Origin of the sequence: Nonomuraea sp. NPDC050202 (genome assembly GCF_040656115.1) — a bacterium.
Taxonomy (GTDB): domain Bacteria; phylum Actinomycetota; class Actinomycetes; order Streptosporangiales; family Streptosporangiaceae; genus Nonomuraea.
Genome location: NZ_JBFALF010000010.1, coordinates 88,344 through 112,949 on the forward strand (window position 1 = coordinate 88,344; position 24,606 = coordinate 112,949).

General features: G+C 71.6%; 19 protein-coding genes. 4 read left to right on the top strand and 15 right to left on the bottom strand.

The window, feature by feature from the left end; genetic code table 11:
- The first annotated feature begins 61 nt into the window (after window positions 1-61).
- Window positions 62-1,381: an MFS transporter gene (locus AB0I79_RS26600; RefSeq protein WP_357877708.1), complete on the top strand. Its 1,320-nt coding sequence runs from the start codon at window positions 62-64 to the stop codon at window positions 1,379-1,381.
- A 153-nt stretch (window positions 1,382-1,534) separates the two neighbouring features.
- Here AB0I79_RS26600 and ettA read toward each other — a convergent pair whose 3' ends face one another.
- From ettA to AB0I79_RS26655, 11 genes are all read right to left on the bottom strand, one after another.
- A complete protein-coding gene (gene ettA, locus AB0I79_RS26605; protein ID WP_357877711.1) occupies window positions 1,535-3,199 on the bottom strand; it encodes an energy-dependent translational throttle protein EttA in 1,665 nt (554 codons plus the stop codon).
- Between the two features lie 171 nt (window positions 3,200-3,370).
- Window positions 3,371-4,528, bottom strand: coding sequence for a GGDEF domain-containing protein (locus AB0I79_RS26610; protein ID WP_357877714.1), 1,158 nt, complete (start codon window positions 4,526-4,528; stop codon window positions 3,371-3,373).
- Between the two features lie 855 nt (window positions 4,529-5,383).
- Window positions 5,384-6,421, bottom strand: coding sequence for a single-stranded DNA-binding protein (locus tag AB0I79_RS26615; RefSeq protein ID WP_357877717.1), 1,038 nt, complete (start codon window positions 6,419-6,421; stop codon window positions 5,384-5,386).
- Window positions 6,422-6,785: 364 nt separating this feature from the next.
- Window positions 6,786-8,408, bottom strand: a complete 1,623-nt coding sequence (locus AB0I79_RS26620; protein ID WP_357877720.1) for a GTP-binding protein — start codon at window positions 8,406-8,408, stop codon at window positions 6,786-6,788.
- Window positions 8,405-11,233, bottom strand: coding sequence for a dynamin family protein (locus AB0I79_RS26625; RefSeq protein WP_357877723.1), 2,829 nt, complete (start codon window positions 11,231-11,233; stop codon window positions 8,405-8,407). The genes AB0I79_RS26620 and AB0I79_RS26625 overlap by 4 nt, the downstream gene beginning before the upstream one ends.
- Entirely contained in the window at window positions 11,230-12,462 is a 1,233-nt protein-coding gene (cobA, locus tag AB0I79_RS26630) for a uroporphyrinogen-III C-methyltransferase (RefSeq protein ID WP_357877726.1), read from the bottom strand. Before cobA ends, AB0I79_RS26625 begins: the two co-directional genes overlap by 4 nt.
- A gap of 79 nt (window positions 12,463-12,541) precedes the next feature.
- Window positions 12,542-13,555, bottom strand: a complete 1,014-nt coding sequence (gene speB / locus AB0I79_RS26635; protein ID WP_357877729.1) for an agmatinase — start codon at window positions 13,553-13,555, stop codon at window positions 12,542-12,544.
- 26 nt (window positions 13,556-13,581) lie between these two features.
- A complete protein-coding gene (gene cobT, locus AB0I79_RS26640; RefSeq protein ID WP_357877732.1) occupies window positions 13,582-14,652 on the bottom strand; it encodes a nicotinate-nucleotide--dimethylbenzimidazole phosphoribosyltransferase in 1,071 nt (356 codons plus the stop codon).
- Window positions 14,653-14,795: 143 nt separating this feature from the next.
- Entirely contained in the window at window positions 14,796-15,641 is an 846-nt protein-coding gene (locus AB0I79_RS26645) for a sirohydrochlorin chelatase (RefSeq protein WP_357877735.1), read from the bottom strand.
- Window positions 15,642-15,711: 70 nt separating this feature from the next.
- Complete coding sequence (locus AB0I79_RS26650) at window positions 15,712-16,887, bottom strand: SAM-dependent methyltransferase (RefSeq protein ID WP_357877738.1); 1,176 nt, start codon at window positions 16,885-16,887, stop codon at window positions 15,712-15,714.
- A 159-nt stretch (window positions 16,888-17,046) separates the two neighbouring features.
- A complete protein-coding gene (locus tag AB0I79_RS26655) occupies window positions 17,047-18,126 on the bottom strand; it encodes a GNAT family N-acetyltransferase (protein ID WP_357877741.1) in 1,080 nt (359 codons plus the stop codon).
- Window positions 18,127-18,201: 75 nt separating this feature from the next.
- On the opposite strand from AB0I79_RS26655, the gene AB0I79_RS26660 reads away from it, so the two are divergent.
- Window positions 18,202-18,609 carry a DUF2795 domain-containing protein gene (locus tag AB0I79_RS26660; RefSeq protein ID WP_357877744.1) on the top strand — a complete coding sequence of 136 codons (408 nt, stop codon included), beginning with the start codon at window positions 18,202-18,204 and terminating at the stop codon, window positions 18,607-18,609.
- A gap of 3 nt (window positions 18,610-18,612) precedes the next feature.
- Complete coding sequence (locus AB0I79_RS26665) at window positions 18,613-19,635, top strand: Vms1/Ankzf1 family peptidyl-tRNA hydrolase (RefSeq protein WP_357877747.1); 1,023 nt, start codon at window positions 18,613-18,615, stop codon at window positions 19,633-19,635.
- A 63-nt stretch (window positions 19,636-19,698) separates the two neighbouring features.
- Here the strand turns inward: AB0I79_RS26665 and AB0I79_RS26670 are convergent, their stop codons facing one another.
- The 3 genes from AB0I79_RS26670 to AB0I79_RS26680 are packed head-to-tail and all read right to left on the bottom strand — an operon-like array spanning window position 19,699 to window position 22,362.
- Complete coding sequence (locus AB0I79_RS26670) at window positions 19,699-20,256, bottom strand: lactate utilization protein C (protein WP_357877750.1); 558 nt, start codon at window positions 20,254-20,256, stop codon at window positions 19,699-19,701.
- Complete coding sequence (locus AB0I79_RS26675; protein ID WP_357877753.1) at window positions 20,243-21,634, bottom strand: lactate utilization protein B; 1,392 nt, start codon at window positions 21,632-21,634, stop codon at window positions 20,243-20,245. The genes AB0I79_RS26670 and AB0I79_RS26675 overlap by 14 nt, the downstream gene beginning before the upstream one ends.
- Window positions 21,631-22,362 (bottom strand): (Fe-S)-binding protein, encoded by a 732-nt coding sequence (locus tag AB0I79_RS26680; protein ID WP_357877756.1) that lies wholly within the window; start codon window positions 22,360-22,362, stop codon window positions 21,631-21,633. Before AB0I79_RS26680 ends, AB0I79_RS26675 begins: the two co-directional genes overlap by 4 nt.
- 87 nt (window positions 22,363-22,449) lie before the next feature.
- On the opposite strand from AB0I79_RS26680, the gene AB0I79_RS26685 reads away from it, so the two are divergent.
- Window positions 22,450-23,148, top strand: coding sequence for an FCD domain-containing protein (locus AB0I79_RS26685; RefSeq protein ID WP_357877759.1), 699 nt, complete (start codon window positions 22,450-22,452; stop codon window positions 23,146-23,148).
- On the opposite strand, the gene AB0I79_RS26690 is transcribed toward AB0I79_RS26685, so the two are convergent.
- Window positions 23,145-24,575 (bottom strand): sulfatase, encoded by a 1,431-nt coding sequence (locus AB0I79_RS26690; protein WP_357877762.1) that lies wholly within the window; start codon window positions 24,573-24,575, stop codon window positions 23,145-23,147. The two genes, AB0I79_RS26685 and AB0I79_RS26690, sit on opposite strands and share 4 nt — an antisense overlap.
- Between the last annotated feature and the right edge of the window lie 31 nt (window positions 24,576-24,606).

Genomic DNA, 24,606 nt, shown 5'->3' on the forward strand with positions numbered 1-24,606 from the left:
TGACGTGCCCACACCCGCCACGCCCGATCCTTCTCCTGCGCGCATCAAAAGGATCCGCACCATGCCCGACAGCACCCCCGCCGCGCGTCACAGCAGACGCGCCACGATCGCCTCGTTCATCGGCACGGCGGTCGAGTGGTACGACTTCTTCATCTTCGGCACCGCTTCGGCCCTGGTCTTCGGCACCCTGTTCTTCCCCGAGTCCGGCAGCGGGACCGGGACGCTGGCGGCGTTCGCCACGTTCTGGGTCGGATTCCTGGCCCGCCCGCTCGGCGGCATCGTGTTCGGGCACGTCGGTGATCGCATCGGGCGTAAGAACGTCCTGGTCATCACCCTGATCCTGATGGGATCGGCCACCACGCTGATCGGCGTGCTGCCCACCTACGCGTCCATCGGGTACGCGGCGCCGCTGCTGCTCGTCCTGCTCCGTGCCCTGCAGGGCATCGCGGTGGGCGGCGAATGGGGCGGGGCCGTCCTGATGGCCACCGAGAGCACCGCGCAGGGGCGGCGCGGCATGGCCGGCATGTGGGTGCAGCAGGGCTCGCCCGCCGGCGCCATCCTGGCCACCCTCGTCTTCCTGGTGGTGGGGCGGCTGCCCGACGGCGCCTTCCTGGAGTGGGGCTGGCGCGTGCCGTTCCTGCTGTCGGTGCTGCTCGTGGTGATCGGGCTGGTGATCCGGCTCACGGTGCACGAGCCCGCCGAGTTCCGCGCGGCGCGCGAGGCGGAGCCGGCCGTCAGGGTGCCTCTCGTGACGTTGTTCCGGACGGCATGGCCGCTGGTCGTCCTGGGCATCGGGGCGAGCGCGCTGGGAATCTCCGCGGCCTACTTCACGAACACGTTCGTCGTGTCGTGGGCCACCACCGACCTCGGCATCGCCCGCCAGACCATGCTGGACATCCTGCTGGTCATCTTCATCCTGCAGTTCTTCTGGCAACCGGTCGCCGCCCTCGTCGCCCGCAGGGTCGGCGCCGTGCGGGTCATGGCGGGCGCCCTGGCCGGGAACATCCTGGTCGCCGTCCCGATGTTCCTGCTGATCACGAGCCGGGACGCGCTCCTGGTCGGGGTCGCCCTCGCGCTCAGCGTGGTCACCGGGGCCTCGTACTACGCGTTGCTCGCCAACTTCCTGGCCCAGGCATTTCCCGTACGCGTGCGCTACACCGGCATCTCCGTCTCCTACCAGCTCTGCAGCACGATCATCGGCGGGTCCACCCCGCTGGTCGCCCAGTGGCTGCTGATCAGCGGGGGCGGCAGCCACTGGCCCGTCGTGGGGTACTACATCGCCCTGCTCGTCCTCACGCTCGGCTGCGTGCTCGCGCTCGCCCGCCGTACCGGGGACGATCAGCACCCTGCCGTCGCGCAAGCCGCTCTGACCAATCCCTGAGCAGCCGTTCCGGCCGCGGTCTCCATCCGCTGGCCGGCTCCTTGCCTCCGCGAACTCCACCCGCACAGCCAGACAGCCGCACACATGCGGACAACCCGTGGATCACGCCGCCAGGGGCATGATCCACGGGTTGTCAGCCGGCCGCAGCCGATATCAGTCGCGGTGCAGCTTGCGGTAGGTCACCCGGTGCGGACGTGCCGCGTCGGCGCCCAGCCGCTCGATCTTGTTCTTCTCGTAGTCCGCGAAGTTGCCCTCGAACCAGAACCAGTTGGACCCTTCCTCCCAGGCCAGGATGTGGGTCGCGATGCGGTCGAGGAACCACCGGTCGTGCGAGGTGATCACGGCACAGCCCGGGAAGTCGAGCAGCGCGTTCTCCAGCGACGACAGGGTCTCGGTGTCGAGGTCGTTGGTGGGCTCGTCCAGCAGCAGCACGTTGCCGCCCTGCTTGAGCGTGAGCGCCAGGTTGAGCCGGTTGCGCTCGCCACCGGACAGCACGCCGGCCTTCTTCTGCTGGTCGGGGCCCTTGAAGCCGAACGCCGCGATGTACGCCCGCGACGGCATCTCCACGTTGCCGACCTTGATGTGGTCGAGCCCGTCGGAGACGACCTCCCAGACGTTCTTGGTCGGGTCGATGCCGCCACGGCTCTGGTCGGCGTAGGAGATCTTCACGGTGTCGCCGACCGTGATCGAGCCCGTGTCGGGGGTCTCCCCACCGGTGATCATGCGGAACAGCGTGGTCTTGCCGACGCCGTTCGGGCCGATGACACCGACGATGCCGTTACGCGGCAGGTCGAACGTCAGGTTCTCCATGAGCAGACGCTCGCCGAAACCCTTGGTGAGCTCGTCGGCCTTGATCACCGTGGTGCCCAGGCGCGGGCCCGGCGGGATCTGGATCTCCTCGAAGTCCAGCTTGCGGAACTTGTCGGCCTCGGCGGCCATCTCCTCGTACCGCTGGAGTCGGGCCTTGCTCTTGGTCTGGCGGGCCTTGGGGTTCGACCGGACCCACTCCAGCTCGTCCTCCAGGCGCTTCTTGCGCTTGGCGTCCTTCTGGCCCTCGACCTTGAGCCGCTGTGCCTTCATGTCGAGGTACGTGGAGTAGTTGCCCTCGTACGGGTAGCACCGGCCCCGGTCGAGCTCGAGGATCCAGGTGGCGACGTTGTCGAGGAAGTACCGGTCGTGGGTGACGGCCAGCACCGTGCCCGCGTACTTCTCCAGGTGCGACTCCAGCCACTGCACGCTCTCGGCGTCGAGGTGGTTGGTGGGCTCGTCGAGCAGCAGCAGGTCGGGCGCCTCCAGCAGCAGCTTGCACAGCGCGACCCGGCGCCGCTCACCACCGGACAGCTTGCTCACCTCGGCGTCGGGCGGCGGGCAGCGCAGCGCGTCCATGGCCTGCTCGAGCTGGCTGTCGAGGTCCCACGCGTTGCGGTGCTCAAGCTGGTCCTGCAGCTTGCCCATCTCGTCCAGCAGCTCGTCGCTGTAGTCGGTGGCCATCTGCTCGGCGATGTCGTTGTAGCGCTGGAGCATCGCCATCGTCTCGGCGACGCCTTCCTGCACGTTGCCGAGGACGGTCTTCTCCTCGTTGAGCGGCGGCTCCTGCTGGAGCATGCCCACCGTGAAGCCCGGCATGAGCTTGGCATCACCGTTGGACGGCTGCTCCAGGCCGGCCATCATCCGGAGCAGCGTCGACTTTCCGGTGCCGTTCGGCCCCAGGACACCGATCTTGACCCCGGGCAGGAACGACAGCGTGACGTCGTCAAGCACAACCTTGTCGCCGTGCGCCTTGCGCACGCGCTGCAGCGTGTAGATGTACTCCGGCATGCTCTCTAGCTTAGGGGCTCCCAACCCAGGCTTCCGCCGCTCCTCTCCGGTCGCCGCCCTTCCACCCCGGCGAGACAGAGCGGGCGGCCCAGATGCACGACGGAGGAGGCGCGGATGCCGGCAGCGTCTGCGCGTAGCAGCGAGCGCGGGGGAACGGGACGAGGGAGGGGGCTACGGCGTGGAGGGGTCGTTGGGGAGGGGGTGAGGTGGAGGTTGGACGGCGGGGATGCAGACGCGGTCCCGGCCCAGCTCCTTGGCGCGGTAGAGAGCCAGGTCGGCCGCCGCAAGCAGGTCGATCAGATCGTCGCCATGGACGCTCATCAGCGCCACCCCGGCCGAGATCGTGACCCTGACCAGGGTGTCGTCCACGGGGATGGCCATGTGACCGATGCGGACGCGCAGGCGTTCGGCCACCCGGCGGGCCTCGTCGATGTCGGCCCCCGGCAACAGGACCACGAACTCCTCACCCCCGAACCTGCCCACCACGTCATAGTCGCGCAGCTGGCTGCGCAGCATGGAGGCCACCCCGACCAGCACCTGATCGCCGACGAGGTGGCCGTGGGCGTCGTTGACGCGTTTGAAGTGGTCGATGTCGATGATCAGGAGGGCCAGGGTGTCGCCGGTGCGGCGGGCCCGGACGATCTCGGTGTCGGCCTCGCGCTGCCAGGCCGCCGCGTTGAGCAGCCCGGTCTTGGCATCGGTACGGGCCGCGGCCTGGAGCTGGGCGTGCAGGAGGCTGCGCTGCAGCAGCACCACGGGCGGCAGCGTGAGAATCAGCAGGCCGAGGTTGAGGCCGCAGCCGATGGAGACGATGACGCCCAGGCAGAGCTCCACGACGTCGAGCATCACGCTCTCCCTGTCCCACAGCACCTCCCGCCAGGCGCTGTCGGGGTTGGCCGTATGCGCGGCGATGGCGATGAGAGCGATGTTGAGCAGGGAGAACAGCACGGCGGCCAGCACCGCGAAGAGAATCGGCGGCCCGCTGCCCCGCGACAGCGCCCATGGATCCTCCACGAGCCCGTGGAACACGATGGACGCCGTACACCCGGCCAGGCCGATGGCCGCGGAGCTGAACACCCGGCGATAGACCACTGTCGCCCGCACGCGCACCTGAAGCAGTATCTGCAGCACAATAGGCGCGAAAAGGGCATATACCGGCGGCAAGAGCAGCGCCACCGGCAACCACCAGGCCGACAACAGGTCACGTGACACACCGGCGGGCATGCCCAGCCGCCTGCTCGCCTCGATGCACACCGCGCCACAGCCCATGAGAGCGGCGAACGTGAGCGCGTCCCGCCACTGGAAGACGGTGAAAACCGAGAGCGTCATGATCGCCGCAAGATCGAGAGCGACAATCGCACACAAATAGATGACGAGCGACCGACGTTGCCCTAGCAACGGCCAGCGGTCGGCCAGCGTTGACACACCGTCGCGAGACTTTATCGATGCGTGACTGGTCACCGCCATCTTGTCCCCTCTCCGACTAACGATGTGTAACACAATAATTGCGGAGTGTGCGTTATGCGATGGGAACCGATACGTTGGCAGTGACCACACCTGCTCGCTGTATGAGCGGGCCGTGACAAGGAGCAGTGCTGGAAAGGAGCAGCCATGGTGCGGGGCGTGACCTGGACCTGACAGATGCTCTAGCCATCTGACGCGGGCAACACACCATCGGCCGCCCCTCGGGGTGTCAACGGGACCCGGCCGGTGCCCCCTCCCCCCTTCATCCCGGCTGTTACCCGCGCCCTCCGCTACGCTCCCCTCCGCCCTCCCCTACCGGCACCTCCGCCCTCCCCTACCGGCACCTCTGCTCTCCTCTACCGGCACCTCTGCTCTCCTCTACCAGCGCCCCTTCTGCCCTCCTCTACCGGCGCCCTCCGCCCTCCCCCTTGCCCTCCGCTACTGCTCCCCTGCACAATCTCCCGGCTTCTTCCTTGCGCCCTGTCCGGTTTCTCCGCTCCCTCCTCTCACCAGCCAGACATGGCGGGGCACGCGATGACTCCGCACCGCACTGGCGCCGCACCCACTGGCTCAGCGCCCCACTGGCGAAGGCACCCACCGGTGGAGACGCCGCGGTGGCGAGGCGGCGGGGTGGTGGGGCACCGTCAGTGGAGACGCCGCAGTGGCGGGGTAGTGGGGGCACCGTCAGTGGCGGTCGGTGCCCCCTGCGCGTGCTCGTTGCTAAGCTGCTGCCTTCTCCGCCATCGTCAGCTGCTTGCCGTCCCTGCCGGCCTTCTTGCCTCCCGCAGCGCGCCCCTTCCCGTCGGCGTCGCCGCCCAGGATTCGGGCCGTGTCACCCTCCGCTCCCACTGCGCGGACAGCGCCGCCCCTCGGCCCCCGCTTCCGTGCGGGGCTGCCCTCGGAGTCCAGCGGGAAGGCAGCTTCGGTGCCCGGTCCCAGCGGGCGGGCAGCGTCGGCACCCGAGCCCAGCTGGCCGGCCGTGTCGCCACCCGAGCCCAGCTGGCCGGCCGTGTCGCCACCCGAGCCCAGCTGGCCGGCCGTGTCGCCACCCGAGCCCAGCGAGCGGGTCGTGCCGTCACCCCACCCCAGCGGGCCGGCCGTGTCGGCACCCGAGCCCGAGGCGTGGGCGGTTGCCGGGTTGAACATGCTCGCCGCGTCGTCGAACGGCTCCGGTGCGGACGCCGGGCCGTCGTTGGAAGCGGGCATGGGAGGCAGGCCATCGTCGGCGTTCACAGGTCGCGCCCTCTCCGCAGCGGCGTCGTCCGTGTGGAAGGGGTTGGGCTCGTCGCGGGCGACTGAGCGGGCCTGGGAGCGGTGGGCGCGGGGGCCCATGGCCCAGTCGCGGGTTTCCTCGTCCAGGCGGTCGCGCATCTCCTTGCTCACCGCCCCACCTCCACCCCGCTCCGGCTTGGTGAAGGCGCCGGTGCCCCAGCGCAGATCGTGGCCTACCGCGCTCGCCTCGATCTCGGGCATGAAGCGGCGATCCCCCTCGGCGCCGAACTCGCGGATGCGTAGCTTGCCCGACACCACCACGGGCTGGCCCGCCCGTACGGATGCCGCGACGTTCTCCCCCAGTGCGCGCCAGCAGCGGACCGCGAAGCAGACCTTCTCCCCGTCCACCCACTGGCCTGTCTTCTTGTCGAAGTAGCGATGGGTGGTGAGCACCCTCAGCGAAGTGACCTTGACGCCCTCGTCGAAGCTGTACTGCCTCGGCTCTGCCGCGACGTTGCCGGTGAGTGTGATGTAGATGTCGTTCATCCCATGCCTCCCATGTGGCGGGCCGGCTGCCCGCGGTCTGGGGAACACGGTGCCGTGGAGGGTGGGGGACGAGGGCGGCCGAACACGGTTCTGTGGATGGGAGCGCGAGGGGCGGCGGAGGCTGTGGAAGGGGGACGCGGGGGGTGGCGCAACCTGCGGAAGGAGGATGCGAGGGCTAGTGGCGGCTGCGGATGGCCGTACCAGGGGTGGGGTGGATGGAGGGCGAGGCGTGGTGGACCTGTGGATGCGGGGTGAGGCGTGCTGGACCTGTGGATGCGGGGCGAGATTGGTGGACGTATGGATGGCGGTGCGAGGGCAGGGGGCGGTGGGAGCGCGTAGCGCCGGCCGCCCGCCCCACCTCACCTCATACCGACAGATCCCTCATGGCCGTGTAGAAGGCATGGTGACGGCTCAGCTCCCGCTCCACCGGCTCCACCACCATCGTGCCCGCCACCGCCGCGACCCTGCGGCGCATCTCGCGTTCGACCCGCTCACGCTCCCGGGACGCCCCGAGCTCCACGAAGTTGCGGGACGCGATGCCCGACAGCGCGCCGAGCCCGAGCACCGAGGCCATCATCAGCCCCACCCACGGCAGCGTGGCCGTGTCGCCCAGGAGCTCCAGGGACGGCGGGAGCTGGCCGGGCATGAGCAGCCCGGCCGCCAGCCAGGCCAGCCCGGCCACGAACGCCACCACCAGGAAGTACTGCCACACCTTGAGCGCCCGCCACCAGCCCGGCACGCGGTCGAGCTGCGGCGCCACCTTCGCGAGGTCCTCCGTGAGGGCCTGCGGGAGCTGGGCGGCGCGGGATCTGGCCGCCTGGTGCACGGCCGTGCGCCACACCGGGTGCATGCCCATGGACAGCCCGTCGGCCAGCGCCTGGACCGCGTTGGCGACCTCGGCCGACTGGGCGCTCACCGAGGTGGTGGAGATGCCGCGGATCTCCTCGCTCACGTCGTCGAGCCGCAGGCTCTTCAGCGGGTCGCCGCGCAGCTTGCCGATCCAGCGCGGGTACGGCCAGCCGACCCACCGGCTCGACCGCTCCGCGTACACGTTCTCCATGGCCTCGCCCACGGCCGGCACGCCGACCGCGTCGCACAGCGCGTCCGTCAGCCCCATCCTGCGGGCCTCGTCGACCGCCGAGGGCGCGGACAGCGCCTCACCCAGCGGCATGGCCTGGCTGAGCTTCTGCTCCAGCCGCTGCAGGTCGGCCTCGAGCTTCTGGATGGCAGCGCGCCGCCGGGCGACCGCGGTCGCGATGACGCTCTTGAGGCTCTCGATGCCGCGGCCGGTGACCGCGGAGGTCGGTACGACGCTCGGGTGCTCGACGCCCTCCCTGCGCAGCAGGTCGTTGAGGTCGATGACCAGCTCGGCCAGCTCCTCGGTGGTCAGCCGGTCGGCCTGGTTGAGCGCGAACACGGTGACCGCGTCGTGCCCCGCCAGCTCCGTCACGTAGCGCCGGTGCGTGGAGGCGTCGGCGTACTTCTGCGGGTCCAGCACCCACACCACCAGGTCGGCCAGCCCGATCAGCCGGTCGGCCTCCGTGTCGGTGAGCGCCCTGATCGAGTCGTGGTCGGGCAGGTCGAGCAGGATCAGCCCGTGGAGCTGGCTGTCAGCCTTGTCGAGCGCGCTGGCGCGGGAGAAGCGGTGACGCCACTGGATCTGCAGCCAGTCGAGCAGCGGCCCCGCCCCGTCCAGCCCCCACACGCAGGCATGGGTACGGGCGGTGGTCGGCCTGCGTACGCCGGTCGGCGACAGCTCCAGCCCCGACAGCGCGTTGAACAGCGACGACTTGCCGCTGCCGGTGCCGCCCGCGAGGGCGACGACGGTGTGCTCGGAGGAGAGCTTGAGCCGGTTGCCGGCCCGCTGCAGCAGCGTGCCGGACTCGGCGAGCAGCTTCTTGTCCAGCCGCCCCGGGCCCAGCTCCACCACCTTGGTGAGCGCGGTCAGCCGCGGAGCGAGCCCCGGCCTGGTGGTCGTGGTGGTCATCGAGCGACCTCGAGGTTGTACGTTGCCTGGTAGAGCCGGGTTGCGACGGACTCGTCGGGAATGCCCGCGGAGTCGAGCGCGTGCACGTAACGCATGGCCTCCTCGTCGAACAGCATGCCGATCCTGGCCCGCAGATCGCTGAGCGCCTTGGCCCCGATGCCGCGCAGCGACTCGGCGCCGAGCAGGGCGTTGACCAGCCGGTGCGGCACGCCTTCGCCGTTGCTCCCGCTGAACATGGCGACCATGAAAATCACGGCGAGCGACTCGGGGTCGAACGAGACCAGCTTCGACACCGACCGCTTGGCCACGCCTTCCGTGCGTACGAGCTCGCTCAGGTGCTCCTGCCAGGACGCGATGGCCCGCCCGGTGTGACGGATCAGGTCGTCGGACGGCCGGTCGAGGTCCTCCGCGAGCTTGGCCCCCAGCTCCGCGCGGTGCCGCCAGCGCGTCACCACCTCCTCGCAGGCGCGGTTGGCGGCGGCGACGATGACCGACTCCAGGCCGGTGCGGATCGCCGCCTTGAACGCCAGCACCCGCTCCGGCGCCTGCTTGGCCGCCCGGCCGCGCTTGCGCAGTTGCAGCGAGCGTACGAGGTCGCCGGACCCGGCGAAGTCCTGCCACCGGGCGAGCACCTCGCCGTGCAGCAGGGAGCCGTTCCTGGACGCCTTGTCGATCTCGCTGAGCGCGCTCAGGAAGGCCGCCTCCACGTCGCTGCGCAGCTCGGCCCTGAACGCGACCTGCGCCTCCAGGTGCTTGGCCAGCGCCGGTACGCGGGTGCGGAAGCTGTTGAGCACGCCGTTGAGGGTCTCGCGTACGGCCTGCGCCCGGCGCTCCTCGTCCACCGACAGCTCGGCCAGCCAGAGCCGCAGGTCGGTCACCTCGGCGTCGGGCAGCCTGCCGTCGGTCACCTTCGCCTCGTGGATGACGAACCTGTCGATGTCGCCCAGGCCGTACTCGGTGAGCATGCGGACGAAGTGCTTGAGCACCACGTCCGCGGAGCGCTGCTGCACCCGCGACAGGACGATGGCCAGGCGGGCGCCGCGCTCCTTGGCCAGGCGCAGCAGGTTCCACGCGGGGGCGTCGGCGTAGCGGGCGGCCGTGGTCACGAAGATCCACAGGTCGGCGGCGTCGAGCATGCGGTGGGCGATCTCGTGGTGCTCCTCGACCACCGAGTCGATGTCGGGGGTGTCGAGCAGCGCGACGCCCTGCGGGAGCTTCTCGGTCGGGACGATGACCAGGCTGCCCATCCCGGCCTCGCGGGACGGCTTGTCGAGGCGTTCGAGGCCGCCGAGCAGCTCGCCCTCCGCGAACCACTCCCGGTCCTCCGGGTGGCAGACCAGGACGGGGGTGCCGGTGGTCGGGCGGCGTACGCCGGTGCGCGAGACGTTCTTCTCGGCGAGGCTGTTGACCAGGGTGGACTTGCCCGCGCCGGTCGAGCCCGCGATCACGATGAGGGCCGGGGCCGTGCGGGTGCGCACCCGGGGCAGGACGTAGTTCTCAAGCTGGGCCAGCAGGTCCGCCTGGGCCTGCCTCGCCTCCTCCGAGCCGGGCAGGTCGAGGCCGAAGCGGAGGTCGGCGACGCTTTCGCGGAGGGCGTCGAGGGCCGCCATGAGCGCCTCCGCGGCCTCCGCCGGCAGCTCCTCCAGGCTCTCCCCCGGCTGCGCCCGTTGCTCCGCCGGTTCCCCTTGCTTCCCGCCCGGCTGCTCCCGTTCATCGCCCGGCTCTTCGGCTTCGGACTCCGGCTCGGAGGCGGAACCGAACTCGGACTCGGTGTCGGTGGCGGACTCCGGCTCGGGGTGGGGGTCAGTGTCGGACTGCGACTCGATGGCAGGGTCGGACTCCGGCTCCGGGGCGGTGTCGGACGCGGGCTCGGGCTCGGGCTCGGGGGCGGAATCGGACTCGCCGGTGGAGCCGGGCTCGGGCTCGGACTCGCTGGTGGAGCCGGACTTGGGCTCGGAGACGGCCGCAGACTCAGCCGCAGCCTCCGACACAGCCTTCGACTCGGACGCGACCTCGGGGACGGCGTCGGCGTCGGCGTCGGACGCGGGCTCAGGATCGAGGTGGGGTTGGGGGTCGGGATCGGCTGCGGGCTCCGACCCGGACGCGGCCTCGGAAACGACCGCGGCCTCGGGCTCTGAGGCAGCCTGAGCCTCCGGCGCGGGTTTGGGCTCGATCTCATCGGCCGCGTCGTTGGACGGCGTTTCAGAGACGTCCGAGGACGGCGTGTCCTCCGCCTCCTTCGCGACCGGCGCGGCGCCGGGCCCACCGAGCGAGGCAGGCTTCACGAAGAGGGAGGGCCGCTCGGAGGAGGGCTCGTCGGAGGCGGGCGGCGACGGCCGGAACGCCGGGAACGGCTCGTCGCCGGACGGAGGCCGCCGCAGGATGGCCGGCTTCTCGAAGAGGGAGGGCCGGCGAGCAGGCGGCTCCTCGCGCGCAGCCCGGCCTTCCCGCGGATCGCCGGCCTCGTCGCGCACACCCCGCGCCGACGCCCCGTCCCTGCGACCGCCGCCGAGGCTGCCGTCGGAGCGAGCGTCGAGGTCGCCCTCGGGGCGGCCATCACGGCGGCCTTCGGAGCGGCCTTCGGGGCGGCGGCCAAGGTCGCCGCCGAGGCTGCCCTCGGGACGGCCGTCGAGGTCGCCGGGGTCGCCGTCGGAGCGGCCGTCGAGGCTGCGGCCGGGGTCGCCGTCGGAGCGGCCGTCGAGGTCGCCGTCTGGGCTGTCGTCGCCCCGGACCTCGGGGTCGAGGTCCTCGTCCGTCACCGGCCGGAAGCTCAACGTCTGCTCCCCAGGTGACTCCTGCCGCCCGTCATCCATGGCCGTGTTCACGGCAAGCGCTCCGCTCGTACCATCTCGACCTCCTGGCCGACCCGCACGACGTCTCCGACGATGACGATCGCCGGCGGCCGTATCCCAGCCGCGGACACGCGGTCAGCCACGGTGGAAAGCGAAGCGATGACCGCCCGCTGGGTCGGAAGGGTACCGTCCTGTACCACCATTACGGGAGTCTCCGGCGAACGTCCGTCGCGCACGAGCGTCTCGGCCACCTTCGCCAGACGCTCGACGGCCATCATGAGCACCAGCGTGCCCTGGGAACGGGCCAGGCCGGGCCAGTCGACGGTGGACTTGGGGTCGTCGGGCGCCACGTGCACGGAGATGACGTGGAACTCCTGGCTGACGCCGCGGTGGGTCACCGGCACCCCGGCCGCGGCGGGCACCGCGACGGCGCTGGTGATGCCGGGCACGACCAGCACGGGGATGCCGGCCTCGGCGCAGGCGATCATCTCCTCGCCGCCGCGGCCGAACACGAAGGAGTCTCCGCCCTTGAGCCGGACGACGAACTTGCCCTGCCTGGCGCGATCCACGAGCAGCTCGTTGATCGTCTCCTGGGACAGCGACCGGCCGTAGGGCACCTTGGCGGCGTCGATGAGCTCCACGTCGGGGGCCAGCTCGTCGAGCAGGGCGCGCGGCGCGAGGCGGTCGGCGACGACCACGTCGGCCTGGGCGAGGAGCTGGCGCCCGCGCACCGTGATGAGGCCGGGGTCGCCGGGACCGCCGCCGACGAGGGCGACGCCGACCGGCTTGGTGCGGTTGCGCCGGGCGTCGACGGTGCCGTCGCGCAGCGCCTCGACCACGGCGTCCCTGATGCCGGCGGCCCGGCGCGGGTCGCCGCCGGCGGTGACGGCCACGCTGACCTCGTCGACCCGCCCGGTGGCGGGTGTCCAGGCGGCGGAGGCGTCCTTGTCGTCGGCGCGCACGCACCACACGCGCTTGGCCTCCGCCTCGGCGGCGACCGCGGTGTTGACGGACCTGTCATCGGTGCAGGCCTGTACGAGCCAGGCCCCGTCGCAGTCGCCGACCTCGTAAGGCCGGGCGTGCCACGTGACCCTTCCGGCGGCGATCAGATCGTCGAGGGCGGGCGTGACGCCCGGCGACACGACGGTGACCTCCGCACCGGCCTCTAGCAGCGCGGGCACCCGTCGCTGCGCGACGCGGCCGCCGCCCACGACGAGGACCCGGCGGCCGGAAAGCCGCAGGCCGAGGAGGTAGGGACCCATGGGGGGAATCTCCCGTTCGCGAAGGTTGTGTTAGGAGGTAAACCTACCGGCTCCACATGTGTCATTTGCTGCGCACGGGTCAACGCCCGTCAAGAAGGGGCTGCCGCGGATCCCAGCGAGGCCCGCCCTCATCGTCCTTGCGGCGTCTGGCCATCGCTGACAAGGCCTCAAGGATAACCCGGTTCCCGAGGAACGCGGTGATGTCCGCGTGGTCGTACGGCGGCGCCACCTCGACCACCTCCATGCCGGCCACCGGCATCTCATAGCAGATCCGGCGCACCGCATCGAGGAGCTGCCGGGCCGTCAGGCCGCCCGGCTCGGGTGTCCCGGTGCCGGGGGCGTGGCCGGGGTCGCAGACGTCGATGTCCACGGACAGGAAGATCTGGTCGCACTCGTCGAGCGCGATCCGGAACGACTCTGTCAGGCATTCGTCGAGCCCGCGAGCCACGATTTCCGTCATTTCATAGGAACGCATGTTCTGCTGGGCCATCCAGCCGAGCGTCTCCGGCTCCGGCCAGTACCCGCGCAGGCCGATCTGCAGGAACCTGTCGCCCCTGATGGCGCCGGACTCGATGAGCCGCCGCATGGGCTGGCCGTGCCCGTACAGGTGGCCGAAGGTGATGTCGCCCGTGTCGGCGTGCGCGTCGAAGTGGATCATCGAGGTGCGCCCGGCCGCGTACGCCCTGGCGGTCCCCCGCGCGTCCGGCAGCGCCACCGTGTGGTCGCCTCCGAGCACCATCGGGATCGCCCCGGAGGACGCCACCCGGTGCACCGCCTCCTCGATGGCCGCCAGCGAGCCCTCGACGTCCCCCGAGTAGCACTCCACGTCACCGGCGTCCAGCACCCTCAGGTCGCGCAGGGCGTCCACGCGCAGCGCGAGGCTGGGCCTGGAGCCGTCGTGCGGCAGGTAGCAGGCCTGGCGCAGCGCCATGGGCCCGAACCTGGCGCCGGGCCGGTTGGACGTGCCGCCGTCGAACGGGGCACCAATGATCACCACGTCGGCGTCCGCGTAGCTGGCCGGATCGTTCACGTCGCAGCGATCCACCCCGAGAAACGTGATGTCGGGGCCGTACATGGGTCCGTAACGAGACACTGTGCCTACCTCCAGTGCCTCCATCATCACACGGGCTTTTCGGTCACTCCTGCCGAGTCGAACGTCGCCACGTCGTGCATCACGCGCACCGCCGCGCACACCATCGGATGCGCCAGCAGGCCGCCCGTGCCCTCGCCGAGCCGGAGCTCCAGCTCCACCAGCGGGCGCAGCCCGAGGTGGGTCAGCGCGGCCGCGTGACCGGGCTCGGCGGAGCGGTGGCCCGCCACGCAGTGGTCGAGCGCGGCCGGGTCGAGCGCGGCGGCCACCAGGGCGGCGGCTCCGGCGATGACGCCGTCGAGGATCACCGGCACCCGCTGCGCCGCGCCGGCCAGGATGAAGCCGGCGATGGCCGCGTGCTCGAACCCGCCGACGGCCGCCAGCGCCCGCAGCGCCTCGCTGGGCGAGGAGGAGGCGTCCGTCACCGCGTTCGTGCGCAGGGCCGCGCGCACGATGCCGACCTTGTGCTCGTAGGTGTCGTCGTCGATGCCCGTGCCCCGCCCGGTCACCTCGGCGGGGTCCCTGCCGGTGAAGGCGGAGACGAGCGCGGCGGAGGCGGTGGTGTTGGCGATGCCCATGTCGCCGGTGATCAGGCAGCGCGCGCCCTTGGCGACCAGGTCCCTGGCCACGACGATGCCGGCCTCCAGCGCCTGGACGGCCTGGTCGACGGTCATGGCGGGGCCCTGCGACAGGTCGGCGGTGCCGTACGCGATCTTGTGGTTGACCAGGTTCGGGGCGTCGGGCAGGTCGGCGGCGACGCCCACGTCCACCACGGTCACCGACGCCCCGGCCTGGGCGGCGAAGGCGTTGGCGACGGCGCCGCCGGCCAGGAAGTTGGCGACCATCTGCACCGTGACCTCCTGCGGCCACGGGCTGACGCCGCGCGCGTGCACGCCGTGGTCGGCGGCGAAGATGGCCAGGGCCGCCGGCTCGGGCATGGGCGGCGGGCTGACGCCGGCCGCGCCCGCCAGGCGTACCGCGACCTCCTCCAGCACGCCCAGCGAGCCGCGTGGCTTGGTGAGGCGGTCCTGGTGGGCGCGGGCCTCGGCGAGCGCCCCCGGGTCGGCGGGACGGATCTCCGCCAGCGTCTCAGCGAACACGGAACCTCCAAGAGCTAAGCGTCACGGGCCGAACTTCAAGAGCCGAGCGTCACGGGCCGAACTTCAAGAGCCGAGCGTCACGGGCCGAACTTCAAGAGCCGAGCGTCACGGGCCGAACTTCCAAGAGCTACCAGAGCTGGACGTCAGTGGACGAGTTGGAGCGCTTCCTCGTAACGGTCGATCACGACGTCGGCCAGGGTCTCGCAGTCGCCGATCACCTCGGCGCAGCGGATGTCGAGGTCGGGGTGGCCCGCGCCGTACGCCAGCGCCTGCGCCCACACCCGCTCCAGCAGGCCGCCCGCGAACAGCAGGTACGGCACCACGATCACCCGCTTGGCCCCCAGGCGGCGGCAGCGCTCCAGCCCGCCGGGCACCCCGGGCGGGGTGACGGAGACGAACGCCGTCTCGACGGTCATGAAGTCGTAGGCGTGCGTCTCCCAGAACAGCCGGGAGACCCGGTGGACCTCGGCGTTGGCGGTGGCGTCGGTGGAGCCCTCACCGACCAGCACCACGGCGGTCTCCCCCGGCTCGATGTGCTGGAGGTGGTCCTCGGCGGGCAGGGAGTCGACGGCGCGCAGCCGGGGCCTGGCGCCCGCCAGCTCCAGCGCGCGCGGCCTGGACAGCTCGGTGGCGGCCTCGTTGAGCCGCTCGGCCAGCAGCGCCAGCACGCGCGGGTCGGGGCCGAGGGGGCGGCCGTAGTCGTACATCAGCGTGGGGTGGCGCTGCTGCTCCAGCGCCATCGCGGCGGGGAACTCCTCGCCCAGCCTGCTCAGGCTCAGCGGCAGCGCCACGAGCCGGTGGTGCCCGCGCGCGACCAGGGAGGCGACGGACTCGCTCAGCCGCGGCGTGGCCCGCTCCAGGTAACCCCCCGACACGTCGGCGCCGGCCTGGTCGAGTCGGCAGCGCAGGCGGTGTACGAACCTGCCGAACTCGGCTGCGTAGGCGTCATCCTGGGAGCCCTGCCCGATCAGCAGGAGCGGCGGCTTCATCGTGAGGGATTCTCCGGTGCGGTGGACAAAGACACGCGAGGATAACCGATGCGCCCCTGTGCGGAACAGGTCACGCTGCGTGCGCGGGCGTCGCGTGCACCACGAAGACCGGGTCGGAGGCGGCCAGGCTGTGGGAGCCGTCGGGGTCGAGCACCAGCTTGGAGGCCAGGATCTGGGTGCCCTCGCCGCGGTAGCCCTGCTCGCGCAGCCGCCCGAGCACGGCGGCGACCTGCTCGACCTTGCGCAGCGCGCACACGAGCACGCGCGGGCCCCTGGCGGCGCAGGCGACGATCACGTCGAGGCCGCCGCCGCCCACGAAGACGGCGTCGGGGTCGGGCAGCGGCTCCAGCGCGGGCGGCGCCTGCCCTCTGGTCAGGGCCACTTTGACGCCGTGTTCGAGCACGTTGGCGCGCAGCTTGGCGCAGCGTTCCTCGTCGCGTTCGACGGCCATGACGGCCGCGCCGAGCCGGGCGCACTCGACGGCGATCTGGCCGGTGCCCGCGCCCACGTCCCACACCAGGTCGCCGAGGCGGGGGCCCAGCTTGGCCAGCACGTACGCCCGCGCCTCCGGAGACATCCCGCCCTCGAACGGCAGCGCCCACTCCGACGGTCCCGGCTGCGCCCCGGCGACCCAGCTCGGCTCCTTGGGCTGGTGCAGCGGGTCGATGACGAGCACCACGTCGGGGTCCTTCCACGGCCTGGTCGTGGCCTCGCCCATGCGGCTGTGCGTGACGCGCTGGTCAGGCCCGCCGAGGTCCTCGCAGACGATCAGCGCACGCGGCGTGGTGGGCGCCAGCTCCCTGGCGAGTTCGCCGGGGCCGACGCCGGGCGCGACCAGCAGCGCGACCTTGGGGTGGGCGCGGCAGGCGTTGACCGCCCTGTTGAGCTGGCGCGGGCCGGACGGGGCGACGACCAGCGCGTCCTCCCAGTTGAGCCCGGCGCAGGCGAAGGCGCGGGTGACGAGCGAGATGGCCGGCAACACCTCGGGTTTGAGGCCGTGCGCGCGCAGCCTGCGTACGACGCCGAAGAAGCCGGGATCGCCGGGCGCGAGCACGACGGCGGGGCCCTCGCCGTGCTCCAGGTGGTCGTCGAGGGCCTCCAGCAGCGCCCCGTCGGCCGCGGTCGCCGCGGTCAGCTGGAGCTGTCCGAGAGCGGCGTCGGGGCCCACGACGAGCCTGGCCTCCCGCAGCTTGCCCACCGCCTTGGCCGAGAGCTCGGATCCGTCCCAGCCGACAACCGTGATCATGCGCCTCACCGTCCTCACCTCAAGGGTGACGGCTGCGGGGTGGTTTCACAAAGGGGTGCCGGGGTCAGTCCGGTGTCCCCCTCAGGCGGGGTCAGTCCGGCGTCCCCTCAGGCGGGGTCAGTCCGGGGTCCCCTCAGGCAGGGGCAGCCCGGCGTCCCCTCAGGCCAGGTCCGAGGGGATGATGCTGTAGACGACCAGGTCCTCGCCCCCGAGCGAGGCGCGGGCGACCCCCTCGCGGACGAACCCGGCCTTCTCCGCCACCCGCTGGGAGGCGGTGTTGGCGGGGGCGGCGCGGAGCTGGAGCCGGTTGAAGCCGTGCTGCTCGAACAGCCAGCGTGCGATCTCCCGCACGGCCTCGCCCGCGTATCCGTTGCCCCTGGCCCAGGGGGCGGTCATGTAGCCGACCTCGGCGGTCCTGCTGCTCCAGTTGACGTCGCGCAGGTCCACGTTGAGCGCGAAGCGGCCGGTGGCCAGCTCCTCCGCCGTCCAGGCGGCGCCCAGGCCCCTCATCTGCGTGCGCTCCGCGTGCGCGACGTACCCCCGCGCGTGCTCCTCGTCGTAGCCGCGCGGTACCCCCGTGTACGCCTGGGTCAGCGGGTCCGCTCCGGTGACGGCCAGGTCGGGGACGTCCGCGAGCGTCTGCGGGCGCAGGAGCAGCCGCTGCGTGCGCAGCTCCGCCTTCGGCAGGGTGACGGCGGGCAGGCGCCTGTCGTGGCGCAGCAGGCCGAAGATGACGAGGTCGTGCGCCCCGTCCTCGTCGAGGACGGCGTCACGCAGCACGCCTTCCCAGGTGAAGCCCGCCTTGCAGGCGACGCGGAGCGAGGCGAGGTTGTCCAGCCTGGCGGTCAGGTCGATCCTGCGCAGCCCCATGGTGTCGAGCGCCCAGGCCGACAGGCCGCGTACCGCCTCGGTGGCGAAGCCGCGGCCCCGGTAGAGGGGGTGGACGCCGTACCCGACCTCGGTCGTGCCCGCGCTCCACGAGGTCTTGAACAGGCTGATCGCCCCCACGATGATCCCCTCGGCGTCGGTCATGGCCAGGTGGACGCCCTGGCCCGAGCGGCGCAGCTCGTGCACGCCGTGCATCAGCCATGGGGCGATCCCCGAGACCTTGCCGGGCGCGCCCGGAGGGAGGAACCGGGCGCCGGACTGCACGATGGAGCGGATGCGGAGGGTGTCCTTGGGGCCGAACGGCCGGAGCGTAAGCCGTTCCGTGGCGATGCTCACGTCGGGATCGAACACGCTGTGGAGGGTACACAGTCGCGATGTTTGCCCACGAAAGCGGGGGTAGGGGCGAATTGAGAGGAGTGGCTAATTATGGAACGTGGGAGCGACAAGCACGGACCCCGCCTCGACGACGAGCAGAAGCACGAGACCGAGGGCATGGTTCGCGGCGGCGGCACGACGCACGCCCAGGAGTGGAAGGAGCCCGAGGCCATGCCGGCGCCCGGTGAGGAGTCGCTTCACTCGTACCCGCCAGGACACGAGCCCGGCGTCCCGGAAGGCATGACGCAGCGGGACGTCGACATCCGCAGCGACCTCGCCAAGTGGCTGAGCGACACCCATTGGCCCTCGTCCAAGCGCGAGCTGCTGGCCCGCGCCCGCCGCGAGGGCGCGCCAGACCCGGTGATCGACATGGTCGAGTCCCTGCCGGAGCGCGACTACACGAACATGGCCGACATCGCCAAAGCGCTCGGCATCGGCGTGGAGAAGCGGAGGTGGTGAACGGTGCGGCTCGACTTCATCCGGCCGCTGTACGAGCGGCGCGGCCCGTACGCGTCGGTGTACCTGGGCGCGCTCACCGGGCCCGAGCGCGAGAGCCACTGGCGCGGCGTGCGGGACCGGCTCGACGGGCACTCCGGCCAGGCCGACAAGGCGACGCTGGACGCCCTGGAGGGCGAGGCCCTGAGCGCGGCCGCCGGGCGGGCGCTGTTCGCCACGCACGGTGACGTGGTGCTGGCCGAGTCGCTGCGCGAGGCGCCGTCCGAGCTGGCCACGTGGACGCCGCTGCCGCACGTCACGCCGCTGCTCATGCGGCGCGGCGAGAACGTGCCGCACATCAGGGTCATCGTGGACCACGCGGGGGCGGAGGTGACCGTGTTCGGCGGCGGCTCGCCCCGCAAGGCCACCGTCGAGGCCGCCTCGTGGCCGCTGCAGAAGACCGCCCAGGGCGGCTGGTCGCAGAAGCGGTACGAGCGCGCCGTGGACGAGGTCTGGGAGAAGAACGCCCAGGCCGTGGCCCATGAGATCGACGAGCAGGTACGCAGGATCGGCGCGGAGCTGATCCTGGTCGCGGGCGAGCCGAAGTCGCGCTCGTACCTGCTGCACCACCTCGGCACCAAGTCGGCCGACCGGGTGACGATGGTGGAGCACGGCAGCCGCGACGACCACGGCCAGTTCGAGCAGGACGTGGAGCGGGCGCTCGACGAATGGCTCGACCGCAGGCGCGCCGAGCTGCTCGAACGCCACCAGGAGGCCTCGGGCCCCACCGGGATGGCGCGGGTCTCGCAGGCGCTGCGCGAGGGCCGGGTGCACGCGGTGCTGCTGCCCGGCGAGCTGCCCGACCCGGTCTGGATCGGCGAGGGCGGCACGCAGCTCGCCACCGACCGGGGCGAGCTGCAGCGGTGGGGCGTGAGCGAGCCCGTTCAGGAACGCTCGGACTCCGCGCTGGCCAGGGCGGCCGCGATGACGGACGCCGAGCTGTGGTTCACCGACTCCGTGACGGACGTCGCCGCAGTGCTCAGGTACTGATCGCCCGGGCGGCCGGGCCCTCGTGCTCAGGTACTGATCGCCCGGCCGGCCGGGCCCTCGTGCTCAGGTACTGATGATCACTTCCAGGGTGCGGGGGCCGTGCACGCCCTCGACCCGGTTCAGCTCGATGTCGCTGGTGGCCGAGGGGCCGCTGATCCAGGTGAGGGGGCGGGCCGGGTCGAGCCGGGCGACGGCCTCCGGCACGCCCGGCACGATCTGGTCGGCCCGCACCACGCACAGGTGGTAGTCGGGGACCAGCGTCTGCGCCCTCGTGCCCTGGCCGGGGCCGTGGTCGAGGACGATGGTGCCGGTCTCGGCGATGGCCACGGCGCAGTTCGTGACCACGCCGTCGGCCGTGTTCACGTCGTCCCAGCCGCCCGCCCGGCCGAAGCCGTCGGGAACGATCATGCGGCGCCCGCCGAGGCATTCGTCGATCTTGCCGGGGACCTCGGCCGCCGGGACGACGTGCACGATCGCCCGGTAGTCGTCCACCCGCTCGGCGAACAGCCCGACCAGGTCGTCCACCTGCCGTTCCGTCCGGTAGGCGCGCGGGATCTCGACGTCCTGCGCCCCGGCGACGGCCTTGCGGACCCTGGCGAGGATCTCCTCACGCGCGCTCATTCCGCTCCCACCAGTCTCTGAAGGATTCTTCGGGAATCTCGGGCAGGTCCCGGGTGTCCGTCCAGGCCGCCAGCGGCCCGGGCAGCCGCTTGGGGACCAGCTTGCGTACGCGGGTGGCCGCGCGCTGCGCCTTGGCCAGCCGCTCGTGGTCGTTGAGTATCCAGCCGGCCACCTTCATGCCGGCCTTCTCCGCCGCCGCGTGCGGCGCCTTGGCCCGCAGGTCCACCAGGACCTCGGGGATGTCGATGGCCACCGGGCACGCCTCGTAGCAGGCTCCGCAGAGGCTGGAGGCGAACGGCAGCGAGGCGTCCAGCTCGGAGGACATGCCCCGCAACTGCGGGGTGAGGATCGCGCCGATGGGGCCCGGATAGACCGAGCCGTACGCGTGGCCGCCCGCGCGCTCGTACACGGGGCACACGTTCAGGCAGGCCGAGCAGCGGATGCAGCGCAGCGCCTGGCGGCCCACCTCGTCGGCGAGCACGTCGGTGCGGCCGTTGTCGAGCAGCACCAGGTGGAACTCCTGGCCCTCGACGGCGCCGGTCCACATGCTCGTGTAGGGGTTCATCCGCTCGCCTGTGGAGCTTCTCGGCAGGAGCTGGAGGAACACCTCCAGATCCCGCCAGGAGGGCAGCAGCTTCTCGATCCCGACGACGCTGATGAGGGTCTCGGGCAGGGTCAGGCACATGCGGCCGTTGCCCTCGGACTCCAGCACCACCAGCGTGCCGGTCTCGGCCACCATGAAGTTGGCGCCGGAGATCGCGACCTTGCTCCTGAGGAAACGTTCGCGCAGGTGGAGCCGGGCTGCCTCGGCGAGGGCGGGCGGGTCGTCGGTCAGGTCGGCGGAGACGTGCGGCATCTTGTCGAGGAAGATCTCGCGGATCTCCGACCGGTTGCGGTGGATCGCGGGGACCAGGATGTGGCTGGGGAAGTCGTCGCCGAGCTGGACGATCAGCTCGGCCAGGTCCGTCTCGTACGCGGTGATGCCGTGCTCGGCCAGCGCCTGGTTGAGCTCGATCTCCTGGGTGGCCATCGACTTGACCTTGACCACCTCGGTCTCGCCGGTGGCCTTGACCAGGTCCGTCACGATGCGGTTGGCCTCGGCGGCGTCCCTGGCCCAGTGGACGGTGCCGCCCGCCCGCGTCACGGCCGCCTCGAGCTGGAGCAGGTAGCGTTCGAGGTTGCGCAGCGTGTGGTCCTTGATGGCCTTGCCCGCCGCGCGCAGTTCCTGCCAGTCGGGCAGCTCGCCGACGACGCTCGCCCGCTTGCCGCGAATGGTGTGGGTGGCCTTGCGGAGGTTGAAGCGGAGCTGCGAGTTCTGTACGGCCTCCCGGGAGTTTTCCGGGAAACTTCCTGGCATGCCGAGGAATGTCGCGCTCATTGGGCCTCCTCCGTCGATGCGAGGATCTCTGCCAGGTGCATGGTCCTGACTCCGGTCTGCTGGCGGCTCAGGGTGCCGCCGATGTGCATGAGGCAGGAGTTGTCGGCCGCGCACAGCACCTCGGCGCCCGTGTCCATGATGTGGCGGGTCTTATCGGCGCCCATCGCGGCGGAGACCGCCGGGTTCTTGACCGCGAACGTGCCGCCGAAGCCACAGCACTCCTCGGCGCCCGGCAGCGGCACGAGCTCCAGGCCGCGCACGTTCCGCAGCAGCCTGGTGGGCCGGTCGCCCAGGTGGAGGCCGCGGAGCGAGTGGCACGTCGGGTGATAGGTCACCCGATGCGGGAAATATGCGCCTACGTCCTCGACCTTCAGCACGTCGATCAGGAACTCCGACAGCTCGTACACCCTGGGCGCGACCTCCGCGATCGCCGCCGCTCCCCTGCTGCCCGGCTTGGCCAGCTTCGGGTACTGCTCGCGCACCATGGCCGCGCACGACCCCGACGGCGCGACGACCGCGTCGTACCCGGCGAACACCTCCGTGAAGTGCCGGGCCAGCCGCACGCCCTCCTCCCGGTAGCCGGTGTTGACGTGCATCTGCCCGCAGCACGTCTGGGCGGCGGGGAAGTCCACGTCGCAGCCGAGCCTGCGCAGGAGCGACACCACGGCCTTGCCGGTGCCCGGGAAGAGCGTGTCGTTCACGCACGTGATGAACAGGGCGACTCGCACGGCTCTCCTTCCGAAGTATGGTCCGACCACAGTATGGTCAGACCATATCGAACCACAACGTTTCCGGCCAGCATGAGGAGGCTCCGGGTGGAGGACACCGGCTGGCGTCCCGTCAAGCGGACGCGGACGTTCGAGGACGTACTCGCTCAGATCGAGCGGCGCATCGCCGAGGACGGCCTCACCGTGGGCGACCGGCTGCCCGCCGAACGCCAGCTCGCCGAGCAGCTCGGCGTCAGCCGCTCCTCGGTACGCGAGGCGATGCGCGTGCTGGAGACCCTCGGCGTGGTCTCCTCCCAGGTCGGCCGGGGCCCCGACGCGGGCGCCGTGCTCACCTCGCGGCCCGACTCCGCGCTGACCGACCTGCTCCGGCTCCACCTCGGCCTGGCCAGCCTGGAGATGCGCGAGGTCATCGACACCCGGCACATGATCGAGCAGTGGGCCGCCGCGCAGGCGGCCGCGGCGGGGGCCGACACCTCCGCGCTGGCCGCCGCCCTGGCCGGCATGGACGGGGCGCGGACGGCCGAGGAGTTCGTGGAGCATGACACGGCTTTCCACTGCGCGATCGCGGACGCCTCGGGCAACCGGCTCATCGCCGCCATCATGCGCTCGCTGCGCGACTCGATGCGCAGGTACTCGGTCGAGGCGGTGCAACGCCTCGGGGACACGTCCATCCTGCGCGCGGACCACGTACGGATCCTGGAGGCCATCGAGCGGGGCGAGGCGGACGAGGCGATCCGCGCCGTGTCGGAGCATCTCGCGCACGCCTACCCGTCGCTGTTCCGCTAGCCCTGCCTGTCGGCCTGGCGGCAGCTCGCTCCCGCGCACCCGACCATGCCGGCCAGCCGCTGGTCCAGCCGCGCCACCAGCGCCGGGTCTGCGGTCGCCGCCAGGTTCCTGAGCTGGTAGGGGTCGGTGTGCAGGTCGTAGAGCTGCCGCTCCCCCGTCTCGTACCGGACATAGGTGTACTGCTCCGTACGCAACGCCTGGTAGGCGGGCACGGGCGTCTGGGCCGCCGACGACCGGTCGGCGGGCCGGGTGAACTCCACCAGCACGTGCTTGCGCCATTCCGCGGGCGGCCTGCCGCGGAGCAGCGGCACCAGCGAACGGCCCTCCGCGAACGGCGGCACCGCGGCCCCGCCCAGCTCGGCGAAGGTCGGGGCGAGGTCGATCGTGGCGCCCATCCGGGTGATCGTCGAGCCGGCCGCGACGCCGGGGCCGCGCACGACGAGCGGGATCTTGATCGCCTCCTCGAACGGGGTGGTCTTGCCCTGCTTGAGGCGATGTGTGCCGAGGTGGAAGCCGTTGTCCGAGGTGAAGAAGATGTAGGTGTTGTCCAGCTTCCCGGCCTCCTGCAGCGCGCTGACCACCGAGCCGACGAGGTCGTCCACGCCGAGCATGGCGCGCAGCCGCCTGCGGTAGTTCTCGTCCACCTCCGCCTGGGCGTCCAGCGTGAGCGGGCGCCTGTTGCGCAGCCACAACGGCTCGGCGCTCACGTCCGCCTGGTTGAACGACGGCGTGCGCGGCGCCATGGCCAGCGGGAAGGCGTGCGCGTGCCGGTGGGCGGGGTTGGCCGGGTTGTGCGGGCCGATCGGGGCGAGGTAGAGGAAGAACGGCTCGTCCCCGTCGGCGATGAAGTCGCGGGCCTTGCGGGCCAGCACGTCGGACAGGTAGTCCTGCTCCTCCCAGCCGTAGTCGCGCGGCACGCCGTTCTCGTTGAGCCGGTAGCCGTACTCCTCGTAGAGCCCGCGTACCGGGACGTCCCACTCGTTCCACCCCGGCGGCACGTACCTGCCCTCGGCCGTCTCGCCCGGGTAGTGGTTGAGGAACTTGCCCATCATGCCGGTGCGGTAGCCGGCCTGCTGCATCCAGGTGCCGATCGTGGAACGTTCCAGCCCCAGGGTGTGGAAGCGGTCGAAACCCCCTTCCGGGGCGGTGTTGGTCAGCACGCCGTGGCTGTGGACGTGCTGGGAGCGCAGGATCGACGCCCTGGAGGGGCAGCACCAGGAGTTCGTCACGAAGAAGCGGTCGAACGAGGCCCCCTGGCGGACGAGATGCCGCGTGATGTTCGGGAAGAGCGGCAGGGTGCCGGCCTCGAGGTCGTCGGCCAGGATGAGGACGACGTTGGGCCGCGAGTCGCCCGCCGCGACCGTCGGCTCCGCTGCCGGCAGGAGCAACAGCAGCAGGCAGGCGAGTCGACCGAGAGCCTTGAGCACAGAGTGTGACTACCCCGGGAGGTCCTCCATT

Bases quoted from the DNA above. Each gene is read 5' to 3' on its own strand.
- AB0I79_RS26600 (WP_357877708.1), top strand. From the start codon at position 62: ATGCCCGACAGCACCCCCGCCGCGCGTCACAGCAGACGCGCCACGATC.
- ettA (WP_357877711.1), bottom strand. From the start codon at position 3,199: ATGCCGGAGTACATCTACACGCTGCAGCGCGTGCGCAAGGCGCACGGC.
- AB0I79_RS26610 (WP_357877714.1), bottom strand. From the start codon at position 4,528: ATGACGCTCTCGGTTTTCACCGTCTTCCAGTGGCGGGACGCGCTCACG.
- AB0I79_RS26615 (WP_357877717.1), bottom strand. From the start codon at position 6,421: ATGAACGACATCTACATCACACTCACCGGCAACGTCGCGGCAGAGCCG.
- AB0I79_RS26620 (WP_357877720.1), bottom strand. From the start codon at position 8,408: ATGACCACCACGACCACCAGGCCGGGGCTCGCTCCGCGGCTGACCGCG.
- cobA (WP_357877726.1), bottom strand. From the start codon at position 12,462: ATGGGTCCCTACCTCCTCGGCCTGCGGCTTTCCGGCCGCCGGGTCCTC.
- AB0I79_RS26645 (WP_357877735.1), bottom strand. From the start codon at position 15,641: ATGAAGCCGCCGCTCCTGCTGATCGGGCAGGGCTCCCAGGATGACGCC.
- AB0I79_RS26650 (WP_357877738.1), bottom strand. From the start codon at position 16,887: ATGATCACGGTTGTCGGCTGGGACGGATCCGAGCTCTCGGCCAAGGCG.
- AB0I79_RS26660 (WP_357877744.1), top strand. From the start codon at position 18,202: ATGGAACGTGGGAGCGACAAGCACGGACCCCGCCTCGACGACGAGCAG.
- AB0I79_RS26670 (WP_357877750.1), bottom strand. From the start codon at position 20,256: ATGAGCGCGCGTGAGGAGATCCTCGCCAGGGTCCGCAAGGCCGTCGCC.
- AB0I79_RS26675 (WP_357877753.1), bottom strand. From the start codon at position 21,634: ATGAGCGCGACATTCCTCGGCATGCCAGGAAGTTTCCCGGAAAACTCC.